Below are 22164 nucleotides of genomic sequence, written 5' to 3'. Positions count from 1 at the left end.
CTGCCTTATTTGTTTAAACAATATAATTAAAAATCGATCGTCTGGAATTTCCAGTTCAAAGTATCGATAAGGGTAAGCTGATCCGTTTGTAAAGGAAGCCCGGTGATCATTTTCAGGGCCTGCATAGCCATCATGCTTCCTACAATGCCTGGAAGCGCTCCCAAAACTCCAAGACTGTCACAGTCCGGGATATTTTCTTCAGAAGGCGGCTCGGGAAAAAGATCTCTGAGGTTTTTGCTTCCTTTATAATTAAAAATGGCAACCTGTCCTGAAAAACCAAGAATGCTTCCATAAACCAAGGGCTTTTCTAATTTCGTACAGGTATCGTTGATTAAATATCTTGTTGTAAAATTATCAGAACCGTCTACAATAATATCGTACTGCGAAAGGATTTCTTCTACATTGGAAGGGGTAATTTTCTTCTCAATCCCGGTAAAACTCACGTGATGATTAAGGTTTTTTACAAAAAGCTCTGCACTTTTGACTTTTGAGGTTCTAACTGTATTTTCAGTGTGAATGATCTGGCGGTTGAGATTGTGAAGTTCAACCTCATCAAAATCGGCAACGCCCATATTTCCAACGCCTGCAGCCGCAAGATATTGGATGACCGGGCTACCCAAGCCTCCTGCTCCGATCACAAGAACTTTGGAATTGATGATCTTCCGCTGCCCTTCCAAACCAATTTCTTCAATAAAAATCTGCCGGCTGTATCTTGCAAAAATATCTTTGCTCATTTTTTAATTGTTTTGAACCATTAAGTTTTTTTAAGGTGTTAAGAACATTAAGGTGCGCTTTGCTTTAAGATTTAAAATCTATTGATTTTTCTTAATTAAACTTAATAGCTTCAATATTCTTAATGGTTTAGTTCTTTAAATTCCGCTGTATGCCGAATCCCAATCTTTCATCACAGGATCATAGCCGGCTTTTCTGATGACATTTTTAACGTCTTCCATGCTGCGTTCGTCACTGGTTTCAAACTGTTCCAGGGATTCAACATCTACAGCGTAGCCTCCCGGATTGGTTTTGGAAGCTGCACTCATCGTTGTGGCACCTAATGATATGATATGGTCCCTGAATTTTTCATTTTCCCTTGTGGATATTGAGATTTCCAGATCTTCATTCCAAATTCTGTAGGCACAGATCAGCTGCAGCAGATCTTTATCTTCCATAACGAAATTAGGTTCAATGATGCCCTCTGCGGGTCTTAACCGTGGAAAAGAAACTGAAAATTTACTTTTCCAGTATTGCTTTTGAAGATAATCGATGTGAAGAGCATTAAAGAAACTGTCTACACGCCAGTCTTCAAGCCCGAGCAAAACACCCAATCCGATTTTATGAATTCCGGCCCTTCCTATCCTGTCCGGCGTATCCAGCCTGAAATGGAAGTTCGATTTTTTTCCTTTGGGATGATATTCTTTATAAACTTCCTGATGATAGGTTTCCTGGTAGACCAAAACCGAATAAACGCCTTCCTGATGCAACTGCAGATATTCTTCTTCGGATAAAGGCTGTACTTCAACTGAAATATTGGCAAAATGAGGCCTCAGCAGGCGGACAGCATTTAAAAAGTAAGAAATTCCCACTGTTTTGTTGGCTTCCCCGCTCACCAAAAGTACATGACTGACTCCCATTGATTTTAAAACCGAGGCTTCAATCATCAGCTCTGTATCGGAAAGAGTTTTTCTCCTTACATTATTATCGAGGCTGAAACCACAATAGGTACAAATATTCTGACATTCATTACTGAGATACATCGGTGCATACAGCTGAATCGTTTTCCCAAAACGTTTTTGGGTAAGCTGACGGGTCATTTTCGCCATTAATTCGAGTTCTGTTGCAGCCACAGGGGAAATAAGGTTCAGAAAATCATCCAGGGTTTTATGTTTCTTCTGAAGGCTTGCCAGGACATCGGAATGGGTAACTTTTCCTAGTTTAGCTTTTATCTCATCCCAATGATAGCGTTCAAAAACATCTTTAAAGCTGTTCATTATTTCTTGCTTTATTATTCAAATAAAAAGGACGTCAAAGGACTTGATGCTTCTGCATAATCAGCTACAGCTCCCAAACCCGATTCATAGGCTCTTCTTCCTGCTGTAACTCCTTCTTTAAATGCCAGGGCCATGTTTACAGGATTTTGTGCTACAGCAATCGCAGTATTCACGAGTACGGCATCTGCTCCCATTTCCATTGCTTTCGCAGCATCTGAAGGGGCTCCTATTCCGGCATCTACCACTACGGGAACTTTACTCTGGCTGATAATGATTTCCAGAAAATCCAGTGTTTTTAATCCTTTATTGGTGCCGATAGGTGCTCCCAAAGGCATTACCACCGCGGTTCCCGCATCTTCCAAACGTTTACACAAAACAGGATCGGCATGGATGTATGGCATCACGATAAATCCGAGTCTGGCTAATTCTTCGGTGGCATATAAAGTTTCAATAGGGTCCGGGAGAAGATATTTCGGATCGGGATGGATTTCCAGTTTCACCCAGTTTGTTTCCAGGGCTTCTCTTGCAAGCTGCGCTGCCAATACCGCTTCTTTGGCTGTTCTTGCCCCTGAAGTATTGGGTAAAAGATGAACTTTTGCAGGTTTTATAGCTTCCAGCAAACCATCTTCTGAAGACCCGGAGTCGATTCTTTTTAAGGCCATGGTCACCATTTCACTTCCTGAAGCGATAATGGAGTCGGTCATTTCTGAGAGGCTTCCGAATTTTCCTGTTCCTAAAAATAATCTGGATTCAAAAATCCGGTCTGCTATTATTAATTTCTGATTGTTCATATCATTGCTTTTTTAAATTCACTGATGACGGCCGGGCGGCTGGTGATTTCTCCTGAAACCGCAGCTCCATATATTCCTATTTGCTGAAGAAGTTCCATATCCTGAAGAACAACACCCCCGATAGCATAAATTTTTGGAATGTCGATTGATTGTGCCTTTAAACCTTCAATAATATCCCGGTAGCCTTCAAAACCCAGGATCGGACTCAGCTGTTCCTTGGTGGAAGTGAATCTCAACGGTCCCAAACCGATATAATCACATGGTTCATTTATTCTTTGCAGAACATCTGAAATAGTATTAGCCGTTCCTCCGATGATTTTATGGTTCCCCAGAATATCTCTTGCAACTTCAACCGATACATCTTTTAATCCTAAATGGACGCCGTCTGCATCAATATCTTTTGCCATCTGTACATGATCATTAATGATGCAAACAGCCTGATATTCTGAGCAAAGCTGCTTTGAAATTTCACAAAGGTGAAAAAAATCAGCTTCGTCGGCATTTTTCCAACGGACCTGCACCCACTGTATGCCATGGTCCAAGACTTTACGGATGTTGTCTTCCTGTTCTGCTTTTGTGCGTCCCTGAGATATGTATTGTAATTTTTCCATGATTAAGTTGAATGAAACCCCAGTAATGAAGGGTTACTTTTTAAAAATTTTTCTATGTATAATTTTCCTTTCCTGCAGGCTGCTTCAAGGGCTTCTCCTTTAGCAAGATGAGCAGCAATGGCCGAAGAGAGCACACATCCTGAACCGTGCTTGGGATAAAAGCCAGAAGAATCGTGTGAATCTGGTTCCAATGAAGTTTCTTTTCCCTGACAGATCAGGATATCTGTACCTATCTTATCATTTCTATGACCTCCTTTAACCAGCACCGCACAGGAATTCCCGGACCCATTTAAAAGGTCATGTTTCTGTAAAACATTATATTCATCATAATTGGGGGTAATCAGATCAATCTTCTTTAAAGCATTTGTTAAAAGAGGTAAACTTTCCAGGTCAAAAAAAGAAAACTCTGAAGTACTTTTTAATACCGGATCCCAAATAATCTTTACTTCCGCATTATACAATCGTACCGTTTCTACAATCTTTTCCAGAAGCCATGCATCTTTTACTATTCCGATTTTTACGGCTTCAACAGGGTAATCTTTCATTAAGATACTTATAGTTGTTATGATCTCGTCTAAAGGCCGCCATTCCAAACTTAAACACCGGGATTCCGTCTGAACGGTCATTGCTGTGCAAACGCTCAGTCCCATTACACCAAGCTGCTCAAATGTTTTTATATCAGCCAAAACACCTGCGCCACCTGAGGGATCAAATCCCGCAATGGTCATCACGAAAGGACGTTCTGTCTGCATTTTTTAAATGTATTTAGTGGCTGATCGCTGTTCCATAACGCACCTAACAGTGCTGCGCCGTCTGCTCCGTTTTCGAACACTTTACAGATATTGTCTTCGTTAATTCCTCCCAATGCAATTAATTTTACCCATTCGTTACTTCTATATTTCAGTTCTTCTATTAATGATGAATCTTCCCCATACCCCTTTTTAGAGATACTTGGGAAAACAGGACTAAAAAATGAATATTCCCATTCTTTTCCTAATGCATTATACGTTTCCATATCGTGAACCGAAGTGGACAGAATATTTTTCCCGATATGGGATTTATAAATCCCTGCATTCCGTTCTGCTTCCCTGAAATGAAGCCGGGAAATATGATGATCCTTCCCCAAATCACCATATCCGTGCAATACCAACTGAGGATAAAACTCCTCATCGATACGATACAGGAAATTTTTCATTTCTTCCCGGCTTATCTTAGGCTTTCTTATATGAAGCAGATCCAATCCTTCCTGAAACATTTGGTTGATGATCTCTGTCTCATTTTGAATCATTGTTTCAGGAGTGATAACGAGGATCATATATAAATTTCTTTTCCTTTTTCTATAAATTCCTGGGATTTGTCCATCATTCCTTTTTCTGCTGAATCACGGATCTCCTGGGTAATTTTCATAGAACAGAATTTAGGGCCGCACATGGAACAGAAATGGGCAATTTTTGCTCCTTCCGCCGGAAGTGTTTCATCATGATAAGCTCTGGCTGTATCAGGATCTAATGAAAGGTTGAACTGGTCTTCCCAACGGAATTCAAACCGGGCTTTACTTAAAGCATTATCCCTGTATTGTGCTCCGGGATGGCCTTTCGCCAGATCTGCAGCATGGGCAGCTAATTTGTAAGTGATAACTCCCACTTTTACATCTTCTTTGTTGGGAAGCCCCAGATGTTCCTTCGGAGTTACATAGCAAAGCATTGCACACCCGAACCAGCCGATCATTGCTGCCCCTATTCCGGAAGTAATATGGTCGTAGCCTGGTGCGATATCTGTCGTCAAAGGACCTAAAGTGTAAAACGGTGCTTCCTGGCATACTTCCAGCTGCTTATCCATATTTTCCTTGATCATATGCATCGGTACATGTCCTGGACCTTCTATCATCACCTGCACGTTGTGTTTCCAGGCAATTTTAGTCAGTTCGCCTAAAGTTTCCAATTCTGCAAACTGGGCGGCGTCATTGGCATCTGCAATAGATCCGGGACGGAGACCGTCTCCCAAAGAGAAAGCCACATCATATTTCTTCATGATCTCACAGATCTCTTCAAAATGGGTATACAAAAAGTTTTCTTTATGATGATAAAGACACCATTTGGCCATGATGGAGCCTCCTCTTGAAACAATTCCTGTTACTCTTTTCGCCGTAAGGTGAATGTATCTTAATAAAACTCCCGCATGAATGGTAAAATAAGACACGCCCTGCTCTGCCTGCTCGATCAAAGTATCTTTAAAAATTTCCCAGGTAAGATCTTCGGGAACACCTTTTACTTTTTCCAGAGCCTGATAAATAGGAACGGTACCAATAGGAACCGGGCTGTTCCTGATGATCCACTCTCTTGTTTCATGAATGTTTTTCCCTGTAGAAAGATCCATGATAGTATCTGCTCCCCAACGGCATGCCCAAACCGCTTTTTCCACTTCTTCTTCGATACTGGAAGAAACGGCACTGTTCCCGATGTTGGCATTAATTTTAACCAGAAAATTTCGCCCAATGATCATCGGTTCACTTTCCGGGTGGTTAATATTATTCGGAATGATTGCTCTTCCCGCTGCAATTTCATCCCTCACAAATTCCGGGGTGATTTTACTTTTGGGGGTATTGGCTCCAAAACTGTTTCCGGGATGCTGACATGCCATTTCACTGGAAACTGATTCAAGCTGTTCAATCCTCTGGTTTTCCCTGATTGCCACATATTCCATTTCAGCGGTAATGATTCCTTGTTTTGCATAATAGAGCTGCGTAAGTTCAAAGCCTTCTTTTGCTACTTTCGGTTTATGATCGTAGGCAAAGCGAAGTTGATCAAGACGTGGATCTGCAAGACGGGCTTTCCCGTATTCCGAGGTGATTCCGTTCAGGATATCCACATCTTTTCTGTCCAGGATCCATTGTTCCCTGATTCTCGGTAGTCCTTTCATGATATCAATGGATGCATTTTCATCCGTGTAAGGACCCGAAGTATCATAAATGGTTACCGGGGGATTATCTTCCAAAGTTCCATTGCTCAGCCTGGTAGGACTGAGATGAATCTCACGCATTGCTACGCTGACAGGATGTATTTTTCCTTCAACATAAATTTTCCTGGCGTTCGGAAATGGCGAACAGGTGATTGAATGAGCCATAAGTTTTTGTTTTATTAATGAGAGTTATCCACCCTGAGTGGCGGTAATGATTAAAATTGAATCTTTGTCTCTAAGGAGTGTTTCTGCCCAGGCGGACAGTGGAATAATACGATTGTTGAGAGCTACGGCAATCCCTTTCTTCTTCCCGGGTATTTCCATAGCCATCAGTGCTTCCAGATTGTCGGGAAGTACTTCAAATGTTTTCGTTGTGTGGTTGATTGTAAGTTCCATTCCTAATTTTTTATATACTTTAGGAATGGCTGTTATTGTACAATAGAATGTACAGCAAAAGTCATTTACTTTTCCCTACGCTGGTATAATCCAGATCAGGTTCAAAGGGTAAAGTCTCAGTCTGCAGGTTTGCAGACACCCCTAAAGTTCTGACGAAGTTAGACATTTTTTCAGAATGGACAAAATTAAGTTTCAAAAAAACAAAACCCGGAGTTGCTCACAAAACTTAAATAAAAAAATCCCGCAAAAAATTGCAGGATCATTTTATTTTATTCTTCACAAGCTCTCCAGATCGCATCATTCTGCGGGACCGGGGCTATAATTTCAATGTTTTCTTTAGTAACAGGATGAATGAATTCCAGTTTCCGTGCATGAAGATTGATTCCTCCATCCGGGTTGGAGCGGGGGGCTCCGTATTTCAGATCTCCTTTTATCGGAACTCCGGTCTTTGACAGCTGGGCGCGGATCTGGTGATGTCTTCCGGTTTCAAGATCAATTTCAAGAAGCAGATAATTATCAAGTGTTTTAATCACATGGTAAGTCAGGATTGCCTCTTTTGCTCCTTCTGTTGCTTTTGGGAAAACAATAGCCTTATTATTCTTTTCATTTTTCTTCAGATAATGAACGAGTCTTTGGCTTTGGGGAATCATTTCTTTTCCTACAACAGCCCAATACGTTTTCTTAACCTCCCTGTTCTTTACCATCTGTGTAAGACGGGAAAGCGCTTTGGAAGTTTTAGCATAAATAACCAATCCTGAAGTAGGCCGGTCTATACGGTGAACCAGCCCGAGAAAAACATTTCCAGGCTTGGCATCTCTTTTTTTTATAAAATTTTTAATGGACTCCAGCAAAGATTCATCACCGGTTTTGTCGCCCTGAACAAGCTGTCCTACTTTTTTGTTGACGACCAAAAGATGGTTGTCTTCATATACAATCTGCTCCTCCATACATCATGAACGCTTAGGTTTGCCGGTAAATGAAAGGAGAATTCCCCCAAGAAGACCTATTGTTTTAAGCACTGAAAATTTAGATCCTTCCGGTAAAGTTGCCCCTACTACACAAATCAAGGCTGCCGCATACATGGCATACGTAAAGTTTTTATTGGAAAGAAGGGGTGCCTGAAAGAAGAAGCTTGCTCCGATCAGGTAGTAAAAAATTTTCCCGGATAGGATATGATTGATTTCAGGAGAAAAGAGATTAAACCATCCCGCTGCAAGACAAACAAGCGCCGCAATTGATAAAATCCCCTGAATAGTCTGTTGGTTCTGCATCAATTAGTAGCTTTCATTTTCATTAGGGAATTCCACACTTTTTACATCTTTTACATATTGGGCAACTGCTCCTGTAATTTCGGTATACAGGTCAAGATATCTTCTTAAAAATTTCGGACTGAAACCTTTGTTCATTCCAACCATGTCATGATATACAAGAACCTGTCCGTCGCAGTCAGGACCTGCTCCGATTCCAATGGTCGGGATAGAAATGCTTTCTGATACTTTTTTAGCCAAATCAGCAGGAATTTTCTCCAGAACAACAGCAAAACAGCCTAATTCTTCTAAAAGCTGTGCATCGGAAATTAATTTCTCAGCTTCCGCTTCGTCCTTGGCTCTTACTTTATAAGTTCCGAACTTATAGATCGACTGCGGAGTCAATCCTAAATGTCCCATTACCGGAATTCCGGCGTTGATGATTTTTTTAATAGATTTAGAAATCTCTTTTCCTCCTTCAATTTTTACAGCATGCGCTCCTCCTTCCTTCATCATTCTCACGGCAGATTCCAATGCTTTTTCAGGATTACTCTGGTAGGTTCCGAATGGAAGATCCGCTACGACAAGAGCTCTGTCCGTTCCTCTTACCACACTTTGAGAATGGTAGATCATCTGGTCTAATGTGATAGGCAATGTAGTTTCAAAGCCCGCCATTACATTGGCCGCAGAATCTCCGATCAAAATGGCATCAACCCCTCCTGCATCCACCATCTTGGCAGTGGTAAAATCGTATGCAGTAAGCATTGTTATCTTTTCCTTGTCGAATTTCATTTTGCGCAAGGTTTCAGTCGTAACTTTTTTAATTTCAGAGTGAACAGACATAATTTATCTATTTTTTAAAAGTTAAAAAGTCGGCTTTCGCCGACTTAAGTTGTTGTATGATATTTATAAAACTACGTGACCTAGTTTCATCAGTTTGTCGTGGTTCAATATTTTGATGTTTCTTCCGTCCACTTCTATGAGACTGTCCTGTTTGAATTCAGAGATTAAACGGATGGCACTTTCGGTGGCGGTCCCAATAATGTTGGCAATTTCTTCCCTGGTGAGCGAAATTTTAATAAAGCCTTCAGGGTCTACACCTAATTTCTGTTCCAGAAGAATAAGGATTTCTGCCAGTCTTTCTCTTACTGTCTTCTGTGCAAGGAAAGTAATGGTATTGGATGATTCTCCCAATTCGTAGGAAATCTTCTGAAGCATTGCAAAAGAAAGCTGCGGATCTACCTCCAGAAGGTACATGAAAACATCTGCCGGAAGGAAAATGCATTCAATATCTGTCATAGCCTCAGCCTTTGCCTGGAAATTTTCCCCGCAAAGTAATGAACGATAGCCGATAATATCCCCCTCTTTGATAAATCTTAAGATCTGATCTTTTCCAAAAGCCCCGGACTTTGAAAGTTTGGCAGCTCCTTTTTCTAAAACGTATACTCCTTTTGGTGTTTCCCCGTCCTCGAAAATGGTGTCATGCTTTTGAAAACTTAATTTTTTCTTACTGCTAATATATTTTTCAAAATCAGTGCTAGAAAGTCTTTCCTTAAATGATTTATCATTAAAAACTCTGGCGAACCTCTCTTCAATTGCAATCTGTTGTTCCTGCGACATTTTATATGACATTTATCACAAAAATAGAACATTTTAACGCGATAAACAAAAAAATTTGTTATAATTTTGTAGTTCAATATTTTATGGTGGTGAGCGAGAACTGTTTTCATTGTGGTCAAGGTATAGAAAAGGAGCGGATTTTATTCGATGAAAAGACTTTCTGTTGCAACGGCTGCAAGTCTGTTTACGAAATTCTGAATATCAATAATTTAACCAATTTCTACGAACTTAATAAAAGGGCAGGAATTCGTCCAAGTGATGAAAACTCTTCCCAGTTCGACTATCTCGACACTCCGGAAATCTTTGAAAAGATTACTGATTTCTCAGAAGGAAACACCAGTCTTGTCACTTTCAAAATACCTGTAATACATTGTTCTTCATGCATCTGGCTTCTTGAAAGTCTGCACACCCTGAACGAGCACATCAATTATTCCCAGGTAAATTTCACCAGAAAGACGCTGCAGATTTCATTCAACCATAATGATCTGAAATTAAGCGAACTAGCTAATTTCTTAACCAACTTGGGCTACAAACCTGTTATCAGCCTTGAAACAGCCGATAAAAACGTAGATCACCTTGACAAATCCCTTCTCATCAAATTTGCCATTGCCGGATTTGCATTCGGAAACGGAATGTTCCTTGCCTTCCCGGAATATGTAGGGGGTGAAGATTATTGGATGGAGCATTATAAGGGACTTTTCAGAACACTGATGTTCCTTCTGGCATGTCCGGTCGTGTTTTATTCCGCTTCTGATTACTATAAATCTGCATGGTACGGACTAAAAAACAAGATTGTTAACATAGACGTTCCTATTGTTCTGGGAATTTTTGTTCTTTTCGGACGAAGCATTTACGAAGTGGTTACAGATTACGGGCCGGGATATTTTGATACGCTGTGCGGTCTTCTCTTCTTCATGCTAATGGGAAAGATTTTCCAGAAAAGAACTTACAGCGCATTATCTTACGACAGGGACTATAAATCTTTCTACCCTATCGCAGTTACCAAAGTGGACTTTGAAGGAAAACAGGACAACATTCTTCTTTCTGAAATCAAAGTTGGGGACAGGATTTTAGTGAGAAACCAGGAAATCATTCCGGTGGATGCTATTTTGATCAATGGAGAAGGAAATATTGACAACAGCTTTATTACAGGAGAGAGTGAAAGCATCAGCAAGCAGCCCGGTGATAAAATATTCGCCGGAGGAAAGCAAATCGGCTCTTCACTGGAACTTGAAGTCATCAAAGATGTTGACCAGAGTTATCTGACGCAACTTTGGAACAAGGAAGCTTTCAAAAAGCATGAAACCGGTCTCGATACACTAACGAACAACATCAGCAAGTATTTTACTTTCATTATTTTAGGTATCGCTTTAATTTCAGGAATTTACTGGGCATTTATTGACCTTGAAAAAATGTTCCAGGTAATTTCAGCCATCCTTATTATTGCCTGCCCATGCGCCCTGGCACTATCCGCTCCATTCACCTTCGGGCACATTATGAGAATCCTGGGCCGTAATAAATTTTATGTAAAAGATACTTTAACGATCGAGAAGATTGCAAAACTTGATACGATTGTCTTCGACAAAACGGGAACCATTACGCACAGAAAAAAATCAAATATCAGATACGAAGGTTCTGAAATCAATGAATTTGATGAGCTGAATATCAAAACATTATTAAAAAATTCCAACCACCCGCTATCCAAGTCTCTTTATGAATTCATAGAGGTTACCGACAACTATTTCCCTGTTGAACATTTCCGGGAAATTTCCGGGAAAGGATATGAGGCAAGCATAAGAGGAAGTGTTTACAAGATCGGTTCTGCCCGTTACAACGATCAGGAGCCTAAAAATCTTGAAACAGCGGTTTATATCAGTAGAAATGGTGAATTCCTGGGTAAATTTATTTTTAAGAATGAATACCGCCCTAAATTAAAGGAACTGTTTACAAAGCTTACCAGCTACAAAATATTCATCCTGAGCGGGGACAATTCTTCTGAAGAGAACCAGCTTAAGGAACTTATCCCGAACTACAAAGGAATGGCGTTTAACCAGAGCCCGGAAGACAAGCTTAATTACATCAAAAGCCTTCAGGATCAGAATATGAAAGTCGCTATGCTTGGTGACGGACTGAATGATGCAGGCGCGCTGAAACAAAGTAATGTGGGAATTGCTATCGCAGATGATACGAACAGCTTTACCCCTTCTTCCGATGTGATCATGAATGGTGATAAAGTAGTTACTTTGGACAACTACCTGAATGTCTGTAAAGGCTCGATTACTATTGTAAAAATGACATTCATAATCAGTTTTCTATACAATATCGTCGGTTTAAGTTACGCAGTTACAGGTCATATGCATCCGCTCTTCGCAGCAATCATTATGCCAATCAGCTCTATTACGGTAGTGACATTCACTACAGTTTCCACCTGGATTCTGGGCCGGAAATATTTCAAAAAACAGGCGTAAAGGCCCTTATTTAGACTGATTTTAAATTAGCTGAAATCGGCATTTATTGATGAATGTCATTATTTTTCACTAAATTTGAACCCCGAAAATAGGTTAATTTTGTTGTCCAATGGATATTCTATATTTAATGATCCTCTGCAGTGTTTCTTTGGCTGCGATTTTCCTGGTCGTATTTATAGTGTATGCCCGAAAAGGACAGTTTGAAGATGATGAATCTCCGGCTGTCAGAATCCTTTTTGATAATGGAGAAATCAAGGAAAAGGAGGAAAGCGGCGACAAAGATAAAGACGATAAAAAAATAGGAGAGAATAATAAAATTGAAGAAAAAAGTGAATAGTTGATATGGAAACACAAAAGTTTAGTTATGACAACAGTATTGTCCGTGCGTTCCTTTATGCGACCTTAGTTTTCGGTCTTATAGGATTTACGTTCGGGCTTACGGCGGCATTAATGCTTTTCTACCCGGAATTGCCGGAATTTTTATTCGGTACAGATGATACAACCATCAAGAGCCTTGCATCAGGCAATATTCAAGGGTTAATAAACACTCATGGTGCATTTGGTTTTGGTAGAATCAGAATGCTTCATACCAATACCGTAATCTGGGCATTTGTATGTAATATCGTTTATACCGGTATTTATTACTCATTGCAGAGATTATTAAAAACAAGAATGTACAGCGATACATTATCATGGTTACATTTCTGGACTTGGCAGTTTATGATCGTTGCTACGTTCGTTACGTTCTTTATGGGGATCAATACCTCAAAAGAATATGCTGAACACGAGTGGCCGATCGACATATTAATTGCATTCTCTTGGATTATTTTCGGGATCAACATGTTCATGACCATTGCAAAAAGAAGGGTAAGACACCTTTATGTAGCGATCTGGTTCTACATCGGAACATGGATTGCGGTAGCAATGCTTCACATCTTCAATAACCTTGAAGTTCCTTTATCTTTCGCAGGCTGGAAATCTTATTCCGCATATGCAGGGGTAAAAGATGCTATTGTACAGTGGTGGTACGGTCACAATGCGGTTGCATTCGTACTGACGACTCCGGTTCTAGGTTTAATGTATTACTTCTTACCGAAGGCAGCAGACAGACCGGTATTCTCCTATAAACTGTCTATTATTCACTTCTGGTCATTAATTTTCGTATATATCTGGGCTGGTCCTCACCACCTTCAGTATACAGCTCTTCCTGCATGGGCGCAGGCTGTGGGAACTGGTTTCTCCATCATGCTTATCGCACCGTCATGGGGAGGGATGCTTAACGGACTTCTTACGCTGAGAGGAGCATGGGATAAGGTAAGAGAAAATCCTATCCTTAAGTTCTTCGTAGTGGCTGTTACCTGCTATGGTATGGCAACATTTGAAGGGCCGCTTTTGGCAACAAAAAACATCAACAAAATTGGTCACTTTACAGACTGGGTTATCGGTCACGTACACTTAGGAGCTCTTGGATGGAATGGTTTCATGGCATTCGGGGTTATCTATTACCTGGTACCAATTATGTGGAGAACTAAAATTTGGTCTGTAAAATTAGCTAACTGGCATTTCTGGTTAGGAACTTTAGGAATTATATTCTATGCAGTACCAATGTATATTTCAGGATTTACACAAGGATTAATGTGGAAGCAGTTCAACCCGGATGGTACTTTGATGTACAAAAACTGGCTGGATACTGTAACTGCCATCATTCCTTATTTCAAAATGAGATTCCTTGGAGGTGCATTCTACATTTCCGGAGCTATCTTAATGATCGTTAACGTAATTGCTACCGTAAGAAAAGGTTCATTCCAGAAAGAAGTTCCAGCTGAAGCACCTGCATTGGCAAACATCGGAAACAAACGTAAAGAAGGAGAAGGTACTCACTTATGGCTTGAAAGAATGCCGGTATTATTAGGTATTCTATCTTTCTTCACGATTTCCATCGGTAGTTCAGTTGAAATTATCCCTACGTTATCTTTAAAGAAAAGTGTACCAACAATTTCAGCTGTAAAACCATATTCACCGCTTGAACTTGAAGGTAGAGATATTTATATCCGTGAAGGATGTAATGCTTGTCACTCCCAGATGATCAGACCGTTCAGGGATGAGATCACCAGATTCAACGGTAAGAACGGACAGTACTCTAAAGCGGGAGAATTCGTTTATGACAGACCATTCTTATGGGGTTCTAAGAGAACAGGACCGGATTTGCACAGAGAAGGAGGGAAAAACCCAAGTTCTTGGCATTACAAACACATGTATAACCCAAGATCTACCTCTGCAGGTTCTATTATGCCTCGTTACCCATGGTTAATTGCTACCAATCTGGACAGATCCAAAATGGTAGACAAAATGAAGCTGATGAAGAACACATTTGAGGTTCCTTATACAAAAGCTGAAATAGATTCTGCCAATTCATGGGCAGACAACCAGTCAAAGAAAATTGTAAAAGATATCTTCTCTGAAGCCAATGACCTTAAAGTGGCCTACGCTAAGAGACCTCAGGGAGAACTTGAGAAAAAAGAGATCATAGCTCTTATTTCTTTCCTTCAGCGATTAGGAACAGATATCAAGACAACAGAAATAAAAACAGCAAGTACTAACTAAACATTAAAAGGTTCACATGATTCCTCAGAACTTTAAAGATATATTATCCAATACAGAAAACGCTGGTTTTTACCAGACGCTGGCTCTGATTTTCTTTATGCTGTTCTTCGTAGCTCTTGTAGTGTATGTCTTTACCAGACCTAAAAAATATTACAAAGAGGAAGAAGAGGCTCCGCTTGGGGATGATGAGGATGACGATTTTAATTTAAAAAATTAAACTATTTATTATGAAACAAAGAACACCTGTTGTTGTAAACATCTTAATAATAACTGGACTTTTAATAGTTTTTTATTATTTGTTTGTACAGAGCTACTCGTTCCTAGCTTCACCTTATTTCTGGGGAACAGTGGTGATCAGTGCTATTCTGGCCTACATCCACAGCGCCATCGGGGATTTGATTGAAAACAATAAATTCAAAAAACTATCTCCGGAAGAAAAAGCAGCTTACCTGGCAGAAAAGAAAATTCCTTTCTTAAGAAGAATGTATGACAGTGCATTCAAAAAACAGTCTGCTACAGAAGAAAAAGATATCCTTATCGATCACGGTTTTGACGGGATTATGGAATTAGATAACCAATTACCTAAATGGTGGGTAGGTCTATTCTATTTTGGGACTGCTTTTTGTATTGTATATATTGCAGCATTCTCTTTCACAGACTTTGCTCACCCGTTAAGCGAGTATGAAAAAGAATATAAAGAGCAATTAGCAAGTATTGAGGAATACCAGAAATCTCAGCCTCCTGTAACAATTGAAACAGCTAAGTATTCAGCTGATAATATAGCAGAAGGAAAAGAGCTATTCAAAACCAACTGTGCATCTTGTCACAAAGAAGACGGAAGCGGTGGTATTGGTCCGAACCTTACGGATAACTACTGGATCAACCAGCCTGAGAAAACTTTATTCAAAAATGTTTTCCACATGGACTGGAACGGTTCTCCTACCAACCCTGCGATGAGACCATTCGGTAAAAACGGAGAGGTTTCAGGAGCAGAGATTGAAAAGATTGCAGCGTATGTATATCACATCAATCAGGAACAACCGCCAGTGACTCCGGCTCAGGGAGGAGCAGCTCCTCAGGGAACCGAAGCGCATTGGGAAAAAGAATAATTTTAAAAAAATTAGAAACATATGAAAAAAACATAATTTGTTATTAGATTAAAATAGTAACGAATTATGTTTTTTCTTTTTTAAATATATTACAATATGTCAGACATAGAAGAAATAGAAGTACGCGGCGGACAGGGACAGGTTCTGGACCCTGAAACTTACAGAGATTCTATAGGGACAATGGAGCAATCCGGTAAGAGGAAATGGGTATTCCCAAGGAAACCAAAAGGGAAATACACCAACTATAGAAACATTGTAAGCTATATTTTACTTATTATTTATTTTACGGTGCCATTCCTGAAAATTAATGGCAACCCGTTCTTTTTATTTAATGTTATTGATAGGGAGTTTTTCATTTTCGGACAGCCTTTCTATCCACAGGACTTTTTTATCCTGACTTTAGGTGCTATCGCCTCTTTAATATTTATTATCATTTTTACGATTGCGTTCGGAAGAATTTTCTGCGGATGGATATGTCCTCAGACAATTTTTATGGAATCTATCTTCCGTAAAATTGAATATCTTATTGAAGGTGACCGAAACAAGCAAATGAAGCTGGACAGACAGGAGTGGAACAGCGAAAAAATCTGGAAACGAAGCCTTAAATGGACGGTTTATATCATTATTTCATTAATCATTACCCATTTTATGCTGATGTATATCGTTGGGTATAAAGAAATATTCAGAATTATATCAGAAGGGCCGTTTGCCCATCCTACCAATTTCATCGTAATGGTGCTTTTCACTGCAGCATTCTACTTTGTATTTGCATGGTTCAGAGAGCAGGTTTGTACGCTCGTTTGTCCATACGGAAGATTACAGGGTGTGTTGATCGATAAAGACACCATCAACGTTTTCTACGATTTTAAAAGAGGGGAAAACAGATCAAAATGGAGAAAAGGAGAAGACCGTAAGGCAGCCGGAAAAGGAGATTGTATCGACTGTCATCAGTGTGTGGTAGTATGTCCTACAGGAATTGATATCCGTGACGGGCAGCAGCTGGAATGCGTAAACTGTACAGCATGTATCGATGCCTGTGACGAGGTAATGGATAAAGTAGGCCTTCCAAAAGGATTGATCAGATATGCATCCGAAAACGAAATTGAAAACCAAACTCAGTTTAAGTTCACGGGAAGAATGAAAGGCTTTGCTGTCGTTCTGGTTCTGCTGGTAGGATTCTTAGGATTCCTTCTTTACAACCGTGGTGAAATGGAAGCAAAATTCATTAAACCGGCAGGAAGTACATTCTTTGTAAGAGACGGAAAAATTACCAATACTTACAATTATACCTTCCTGAACAAGACCAATGACAAGAAAATCGTTACTATAAAAGTTATTGAACCTGCTCACGGAGAAATCACTTACAGTGCATCCAGCAAAATACAGGTAGACAGAGATAAAATTTCGAAAGGAACCATCAACATCAGCTTCCCTGAGAATGATATGAAACTTTCAAAACAGAATATAACCATCGGGGTATACGATATGAAAGGTAAGCTTGTAGATTCTTACCAGACCTACTTCGAGGGACCATTCAAACTGCAATTTTAATTTTAAGAAGAAATGAAAAACTTTAGTTGGGGACACGGTGTTGTAATTGCATTATTTGCATTCATTGTTTTCATATTATCCATGCTGTTTCTTTTCCCGAACGGGCAGAAGAATTCTGAAATGGTAACCGATAATTATTACGAAGAGGAACTTAAGTATCAGGATGTGATTGATGCTAAAAAAAGAGCAGACGATCTGCAGGAAAAACCGGTATACAGCCAGGAAAAAAGCGGAATTAAAATCACCTTTCCAAAAGAATATAACAATACCAATACTACGGTAAAATTTGTTTTAAACAGAACCGACGACCAGAATTTAGATATCAAAAAATCTGTAAAGCTTGATGCTACCCAGTCTTTTATAGTACCTGCACAGGTATTAAAAGTAGGAAATTATACCTTAAGACTGATGTGGACAAAGGACAAAACAGACTACAGAATGGATTATGATGTGATATGGAAATAGGACTTATTTTATCGGCTATTGCATTGGGCTTTGCTTCCGGTTTTCACTGTATCGGAATGTGCGGGCCTATTGCTTTATCGATGGGATTGACTAAAAAACAGGCTACAAATTTTTATCTTCAGAATTTAACCTACCAATTCGGCAGGATAGTTACCTATTCCCTATTGGGTGCTATTCTGGGAATCGTTGGGGAAGGTTTTGAAATGGCAGGTTTTCAGCAGTATCTTACGATCATTGCAGGAATCCTCCTGATTATTATGGCTTTGTTTTCGTTTGGCGGAAAAGATTTTGCTTCCAAAATACCTTTTCTTTCGAAATTTCTGTTTTCAGTAAAATCAAATTTAGGGAAGTTACTTCAGAAAGCAGATTACCGATCAAGATTTACCACCGGTCTTCTTAACGGCTTTCTTCCATGCGGAATGGTTTACATGGCTCTTACTGCCAGCCTGGCAGCCGGAGGAATATGGCAGGGAGCTTCATATATGGCCTTATTTGGGCTTGGGACCCTTCCGTTCATGTTTGCGGTAGTTCTGGCCGGAAATCTTATGAATCAGGCTTTCAGAATTAAAATTTTAAAAGCAGTTCCGGTTATTATGATTATTCTGGGAGGATTATTTATTTTGAGAGGCCTTGAACTTGGAATTCCGTATATCTCACCTAGAGCTGAAGCGATGACGATCTCCAAAGATCACAATGGGAACTGCCATATTGAAGGTCACGACCACAGTTCAAGTAACTGCCATTAAACAGCTAACTAATTTCATGAAAAATATTTCCCTATTATTCATTGCAGGACTTTTTGTTCTGCAATCATGTACCATTAACTCTGAAATTGTCTACCACAAAGACTCTGCATCAACTTCTGTCACAGACATCGATATGAGACAGTTTATTTCCGAAATGAAAGCTATGACTCCCGACTCTCTGAAACAGCAGAAAGAATTCGGAGAAATGGATAAACTGCCAACGGTTTGGACAAGCTTTCTGGATATCCAGAAACAGGACGGCAAGCCGCAGACTACAGATCCCGATTCAATCAGGCTCATGAAAAAGATCTTCATGAAAATGAACAAGGAAAATAATGAGCCGGCAGGCCTTTCCTTAAAAATGGATCATTTTACCCAGGCAGACTATCAGATGCTGAAAGGCTATAATAAAAAGGAAAAACTTCCGCTGGATCAGAATATTTTCAATAATTGGGACGGACAAACCTTAACGATCAATACAGAAAATTTTAATCTTAAAAATATTGAAGAAGCCCTGAAAAGCAAAGCGTCCAAAGATGAAGCTGAAAAAGTGGAAGGAATGGTGACCATGTTCTTTAAAAGCATTGGAACCACTCTGAAATTTGAAAACAAGATAAGATCCATAACCGGGAAACACGATTGGGTAAAACAGACCGATAATTATACAGTTAAAATTAATTACGATCTCAAAGCAATGTATGATAAGGAGGCAAAATTCAGGAATGCCGATAAAAAAATTGTTATCGTTACAGAATAAAAAAACGGGCTGAAATTTCAGTCCGTTTTTTGGTTGGTATTTGTTTTGTAATACATAAGATAATACTAAAAATTTCAGTAATGATTAAACAGATAAATTTTATATGGGCTGCCATTCTTGTCATAGTTCTACAGTCCTGCTCTATCAATACAGAAACTACCTATTACAAAGATTCTGCAACCAGCATGCAGTCGAATATCCTGATGGATAAAAGTGTAATGGGAATGATGAGCATGATGGGTTCTGATCCGAAGAAACTGACCGACTTGGATAAACTGCCTACTGACTGGACAAGTCTTTACAATGTTCAGAAGCACGGAAAAATAACTCTTAATGAGGATTCGGTGAAGGTGCTGAAAAAAGTCTATATGAAAGTGGACAAAGATAAGAACGAGATCGTAGGTCTATCTCTGAAGTATGATAAACTTATGCCCTCAGAAATCACCCAGCTTCTGGCCAGCGACAAACGTCTGAAAAAAATTCCTTTGCAGGATGTTGCCGTTTGGGATGGTAAATCACTGACGATTAATACTGACAAATTCAATTCCGATGGTATTCTTAAAATGCTGGAAGAAAAGGAAACGGAGGAAAAAACTGTTCCTAAGACCAAAAGCGATTCCATTGAGGCCTATGGCAAACAAATGGCTTCCGGAATGGCAGGAATGCTGAGAATGTTCAATCTTACATTTTCCAACAGGCTTAAATTTCAGAAACCCATCAAAAGTATAGAAGGTAAACATGATTTTGTAAAACAGATCGATAACAAAACGGTTGAAATTGTTGTAAGATCCAATGACCTCGTAGATGGCAAAAACCTTGTCAATAAAGACAAGAAAGTAGTTATTACAACGGAATAATTTTCTGTAAACCAATATAAAATCCCCTTTCAAAACTGAAAGGGGATTCTTTATTATAGTGATATATTATTTAGTTAATCAAATCGAATCTCGCATATTCTGCAATCTTCTTAGGAATTCTGATTCCCTCAGCGGTCTGGTTGTTTTCAAGCAATGCAGCCATAATTCTTGGAAGGGCCATTGCAGAGCCATTCAGCGTATGTACCAGCTGAGATTTTCCTTCTGTTTTGAAACGGCATTTCAAACGGTTCGCCTGGAAAGTTTCAAAATTAGAAACAGAGCTTACTTCCAGCCACATTTCCTGGGCTGCACTCCATACCTCAAAATCATACGTCATTGCTGATGTGAATCCCATATCACCACCACAAAGTCTCAATACTCTGAACGGAAGTTCAAGATCTGTAAGAATTTCCTTGATATGCTCAACCATTTCTTCTAAAGCAGCATAAGAGTTCTCAGGTTTTTCAAGTCTTACAATCTCTACTTTTTCGAACTGGTGAAGACGGTTCAGACCTCTTACGTGAGCTCCGTAACTTCCGGCTTCTCTTCTGTAGCACTGAGAGAAAGCTGTATTTTTGATAGGAAGATCCTTTTCTTCAAGCAATACATCGCGGTAAAGGTTCGTTACAGGAACTTCTGCCGTTGGGATCAGATAAAGATCATCCAAACCGATGTGGTACATCTGCCCTTCTTTGTCAGGAAGCTGTCCCGTTCCGTATCCTGAAGCCTCATTGACCACATGAGGAGGATTCACCTCCATATACCCTTTTTCAACATTTTTATCAAGGAAATACTGAACCAAAGCTCTCTGAAGCCTTGCTCCTTTTCCTAAATAAACAGGGAAACCGGCTCCTGCGATCTTTACTCCAAGTTCAAAATCAATCAGGTTATATTTTTTGGCCAGTTCCCAGTGAGGAATAGCTCCTTCTCCAAGGCCTTCCACATCATGAGACTGGTAAATATTTTCATTATCTTCCGCAGAAGCTCCGCTTTTTACCGCTTCATACGGAATGTTTGGAATCTGGTATAAAATATCCAGCAAAGCCTTCTCCGTTACATCCAACTGGGACTGTAATTCTTTACTCGATTCTTTAAATTGTGCTGTTTTAGATTTTGCAGACTCCGCCTCTTCTTTCTTTCCTTCTTTCATCAAAAGTCCGATTTCTTTGGAAATTTTGTTGATCTCGGAAAGCTGGGAATCTAGTTCAAACTGGATTCTTTTTCTTTCATCGTCAGTAGCAATAGCATCGTCTACCAACCCAAGATTCTTGAATTGTCTTTTTTGAAGACCTTCTAAAACGCGTTCTTTATTGTCGCGCAAAAAATTGACTTGTAACATTTTATTGAGATGTTAAATATTAGATGTTAAACTTAAATACTAAGCTAACAGTTTTGCAAATTTAAAATTATTTTATGATAGTAATGGTATTTATAGCATTGGGTGCATCTGCAGCCTTGGTAAATACTACCTGATTATTGTAAAGAACCTCAGAAACCTGAAATACAGTGGGTGTCCAGCGGTATCTGATCTCCATAGAGTCAATAGTGGTTTCAACAGCATTATCCACTGTTCTTCTCAATGCAAATGCCATTTTGGAATGATATGTTCTGTTATCAGGTCCCAAAGAATCCATTGTCATCCTTTTTGCCCCTCTTATATATTCAAAGTAATATAACGAATCGGTAGTCATTTTAAGCGGTACAGATACCGGAGATACATCCGTAGCACCAAAAGCATCGTTTACCGCATAGGAAGAATAGGAACCGTTTTTCTTGGCATTCAGAAGGTCCTGTCCCGCACTGTTTTTTATATAAATATTCATGATCTGGTCGATTCTCTGTAAAGAATCTTCATCGCTTCCACATGAAACCGTTAAAAACAGGATCGCTGTAAGTTGAAATAGTAAAATAGGATTGAGCTTGAATTTCATCTTCCGTTAATTTTCAATAATCTTTTTTATGCAAATGTATAATTATATATTTGTTCCCGTAATAT

The 22164-nt window shown here is 39.5% G+C and carries 24 protein-coding genes and 1 riboswitch; of the genes, 10 read left to right on the top strand and 14 right to left on the bottom strand.

Annotated features, from left to right (window positions below):
• Positions 1 to 26: 26 nt before the first annotated feature.
• The 12 genes from BUB03_RS18580 to BUB03_RS18525 all read right to left on the bottom strand — a co-directional run bounded on the left by BUB03_RS18580 (position 27) and on the right by BUB03_RS18525 (position 9611).
• Positions 27 to 734, bottom strand: a complete 708-nt coding sequence (locus tag BUB03_RS18580; RefSeq protein WP_073066000.1) for a HesA/MoeB/ThiF family protein — start codon at positions 732 to 734, stop codon at positions 27 to 29.
• A 135-nt stretch (positions 735 to 869) separates the two neighbouring features.
• A complete protein-coding gene (thiH, locus tag BUB03_RS18575; RefSeq protein WP_073065996.1) occupies positions 870 to 1988 on the bottom strand; it encodes a 2-iminoacetate synthase ThiH in 1119 nt (372 codons plus the stop codon).
• Between the two features lie 14 nt (positions 1989 to 2002).
• Entirely contained in the window at positions 2003 to 2779 is a 777-nt protein-coding gene (locus tag BUB03_RS18570; protein WP_073065993.1) for a thiazole synthase, read from the bottom strand.
• Positions 2776 to 3390, bottom strand: a complete 615-nt coding sequence (locus BUB03_RS18565; RefSeq protein ID WP_083539007.1) for a thiamine phosphate synthase — start codon at positions 3388 to 3390, stop codon at positions 2776 to 2778. Before BUB03_RS18565 ends, BUB03_RS18570 begins: the two co-directional genes overlap by 4 nt.
• 2 nt (positions 3391 to 3392) lie before the next feature.
• Positions 3393 to 4142, bottom strand: a complete 750-nt coding sequence (locus tag BUB03_RS18560) for a hydroxymethylpyrimidine/phosphomethylpyrimidine kinase (protein ID WP_073065987.1) — start codon at positions 4140 to 4142, stop codon at positions 3393 to 3395.
• Positions 4118 to 4705 carry a thiamine phosphate synthase gene (locus BUB03_RS18555; RefSeq protein WP_073065985.1) on the bottom strand — a complete coding sequence of 196 codons (588 nt, stop codon included), beginning with the start codon at positions 4703 to 4705 and terminating at the stop codon, positions 4118 to 4120. Before BUB03_RS18555 ends, BUB03_RS18560 begins: the two co-directional genes overlap by 25 nt.
• A complete protein-coding gene (gene thiC / locus BUB03_RS18550) occupies positions 4702 to 6513 on the bottom strand; it encodes a phosphomethylpyrimidine synthase ThiC (protein WP_040999313.1) in 1812 nt (603 codons plus the stop codon). Before thiC ends, BUB03_RS18555 begins: the two co-directional genes overlap by 4 nt.
• 24 nt (positions 6514 to 6537) lie before the next feature.
• Positions 6538 to 6744, bottom strand: coding sequence for a sulfur carrier protein ThiS (thiS, locus tag BUB03_RS18545; RefSeq protein WP_040999311.1), 207 nt, complete (start codon positions 6742 to 6744; stop codon positions 6538 to 6540).
• 55 nt (positions 6745 to 6799) lie between these two features.
• Positions 6800 to 6897, bottom strand: a riboswitch (TPP riboswitch).
• A gap of 116 nt (positions 6898 to 7013) precedes the next feature.
• Positions 7014 to 7691, bottom strand: a complete 678-nt coding sequence (locus BUB03_RS18540; protein ID WP_073065982.1) for an RluA family pseudouridine synthase — start codon at positions 7689 to 7691, stop codon at positions 7014 to 7016.
• A 3-nt stretch (positions 7692 to 7694) separates the two neighbouring features.
• On the bottom strand, positions 7695 to 8015 hold the full coding sequence (locus BUB03_RS18535) for a hypothetical protein (RefSeq protein ID WP_040999309.1): 321 nt from the start codon (positions 8013 to 8015) through the stop codon (positions 7695 to 7697).
• A 3-nt stretch (positions 8016 to 8018) separates the two neighbouring features.
• Positions 8019 to 8834: a 3-methyl-2-oxobutanoate hydroxymethyltransferase gene (gene panB, locus BUB03_RS18530; RefSeq protein WP_040999307.1), complete on the bottom strand. Its 816-nt coding sequence runs from the start codon at positions 8832 to 8834 to the stop codon at positions 8019 to 8021.
• Positions 8835 to 8897: 63 nt separating this feature from the next.
• Positions 8898 to 9611, bottom strand: coding sequence for a Crp/Fnr family transcriptional regulator (locus BUB03_RS18525; protein WP_048500919.1), 714 nt, complete (start codon positions 9609 to 9611; stop codon positions 8898 to 8900).
• 89 nt (positions 9612 to 9700) lie between these two features.
• On the opposite strand from BUB03_RS18525, the gene BUB03_RS18520 reads away from it, so the two are divergent.
• The 10 genes from BUB03_RS18520 to BUB03_RS18475 all read left to right on the top strand — a co-directional run bounded on the left by BUB03_RS18520 (position 9701) and on the right by BUB03_RS18475 (position 20168).
• Positions 9701 to 12079, top strand: a complete 2379-nt coding sequence (locus BUB03_RS18520; protein WP_073066145.1) for a heavy metal translocating P-type ATPase — start codon at positions 9701 to 9703, stop codon at positions 12077 to 12079.
• Between the two features lie 109 nt (positions 12080 to 12188).
• Positions 12189 to 12416 (top strand): cbb3-type cytochrome oxidase assembly protein CcoS, encoded by a 228-nt coding sequence (ccoS, locus tag BUB03_RS18515; protein ID WP_073065979.1) that lies wholly within the window; start codon positions 12189 to 12191, stop codon positions 12414 to 12416.
• A 5-nt stretch (positions 12417 to 12421) separates the two neighbouring features.
• Positions 12422 to 14683 carry a cytochrome-c oxidase, cbb3-type subunit I gene (gene ccoN, locus BUB03_RS18510; protein ID WP_073065977.1) on the top strand — a complete coding sequence of 754 codons (2262 nt, stop codon included), beginning with the start codon at positions 12422 to 12424 and terminating at the stop codon, positions 14681 to 14683.
• 16 nt (positions 14684 to 14699) lie between these two features.
• Positions 14700 to 14900, top strand: a complete 201-nt coding sequence (locus BUB03_RS18505) for a cbb3-type cytochrome c oxidase subunit 3 (protein ID WP_040999299.1) — start codon at positions 14700 to 14702, stop codon at positions 14898 to 14900.
• 10 nt (positions 14901 to 14910) lie between these two features.
• A complete protein-coding gene (locus BUB03_RS18500) occupies positions 14911 to 15792 on the top strand; it encodes a cbb3-type cytochrome c oxidase N-terminal domain-containing protein (RefSeq protein WP_073065974.1) in 882 nt (293 codons plus the stop codon).
• 96 nt (positions 15793 to 15888) lie between these two features.
• Complete coding sequence (gene ccoG / locus BUB03_RS18495; RefSeq protein WP_040999297.1) at positions 15889 to 17343, top strand: cytochrome c oxidase accessory protein CcoG; 1455 nt, start codon at positions 15889 to 15891, stop codon at positions 17341 to 17343.
• A gap of 12 nt (positions 17344 to 17355) precedes the next feature.
• Positions 17356 to 17808 (top strand): FixH family protein, encoded by a 453-nt coding sequence (locus tag BUB03_RS18490; protein WP_073065971.1) that lies wholly within the window; start codon positions 17356 to 17358, stop codon positions 17806 to 17808.
• Positions 17799 to 18554, top strand: coding sequence for a sulfite exporter TauE/SafE family protein (locus tag BUB03_RS18485; protein WP_073065969.1), 756 nt, complete (start codon positions 17799 to 17801; stop codon positions 18552 to 18554). The genes BUB03_RS18490 and BUB03_RS18485 overlap by 10 nt, the downstream gene beginning before the upstream one ends.
• 16 nt (positions 18555 to 18570) lie before the next feature.
• The gene (locus BUB03_RS18480) at positions 18571 to 19311 is read left to right on the top strand and encodes a hypothetical protein (protein WP_073065966.1); all 741 of its coding nucleotides are present in this window, start codon (positions 18571 to 18573) and stop codon (positions 19309 to 19311) included.
• An 80-nt stretch (positions 19312 to 19391) separates the two neighbouring features.
• A complete protein-coding gene (locus BUB03_RS18475; RefSeq protein ID WP_073065963.1) occupies positions 19392 to 20168 on the top strand; it encodes a hypothetical protein in 777 nt (258 codons plus the stop codon).
• Between the two features lie 70 nt (positions 20169 to 20238).
• Here BUB03_RS18475 and serS read toward each other — a convergent pair whose 3' ends face one another.
• Together serS and BUB03_RS18465 are read right to left on the bottom strand one after the other, a co-directional pair.
• Positions 20239 to 21507, bottom strand: a complete 1269-nt coding sequence (serS, locus tag BUB03_RS18470; RefSeq protein ID WP_073065960.1) for a serine--tRNA ligase — start codon at positions 21505 to 21507, stop codon at positions 20239 to 20241.
• Positions 21508 to 21574: 67 nt separating this feature from the next.
• Positions 21575 to 22099, bottom strand: a complete 525-nt coding sequence (locus BUB03_RS18465; RefSeq protein WP_073065958.1) for a hypothetical protein — start codon at positions 22097 to 22099, stop codon at positions 21575 to 21577.
• Positions 22100 to 22164 lie beyond the last annotated feature (65 nt).

This window comes from Chryseobacterium oranimense, from assembly GCF_900129755.1.
GTDB lineage: Bacteria > Bacteroidota > Bacteroidia > Flavobacteriales > Weeksellaceae > Chryseobacterium > Chryseobacterium oranimense.
Note: the sequence above shows the minus strand (reverse complement) of the source record. Positions and strands in the feature narration are given on the sequence as shown.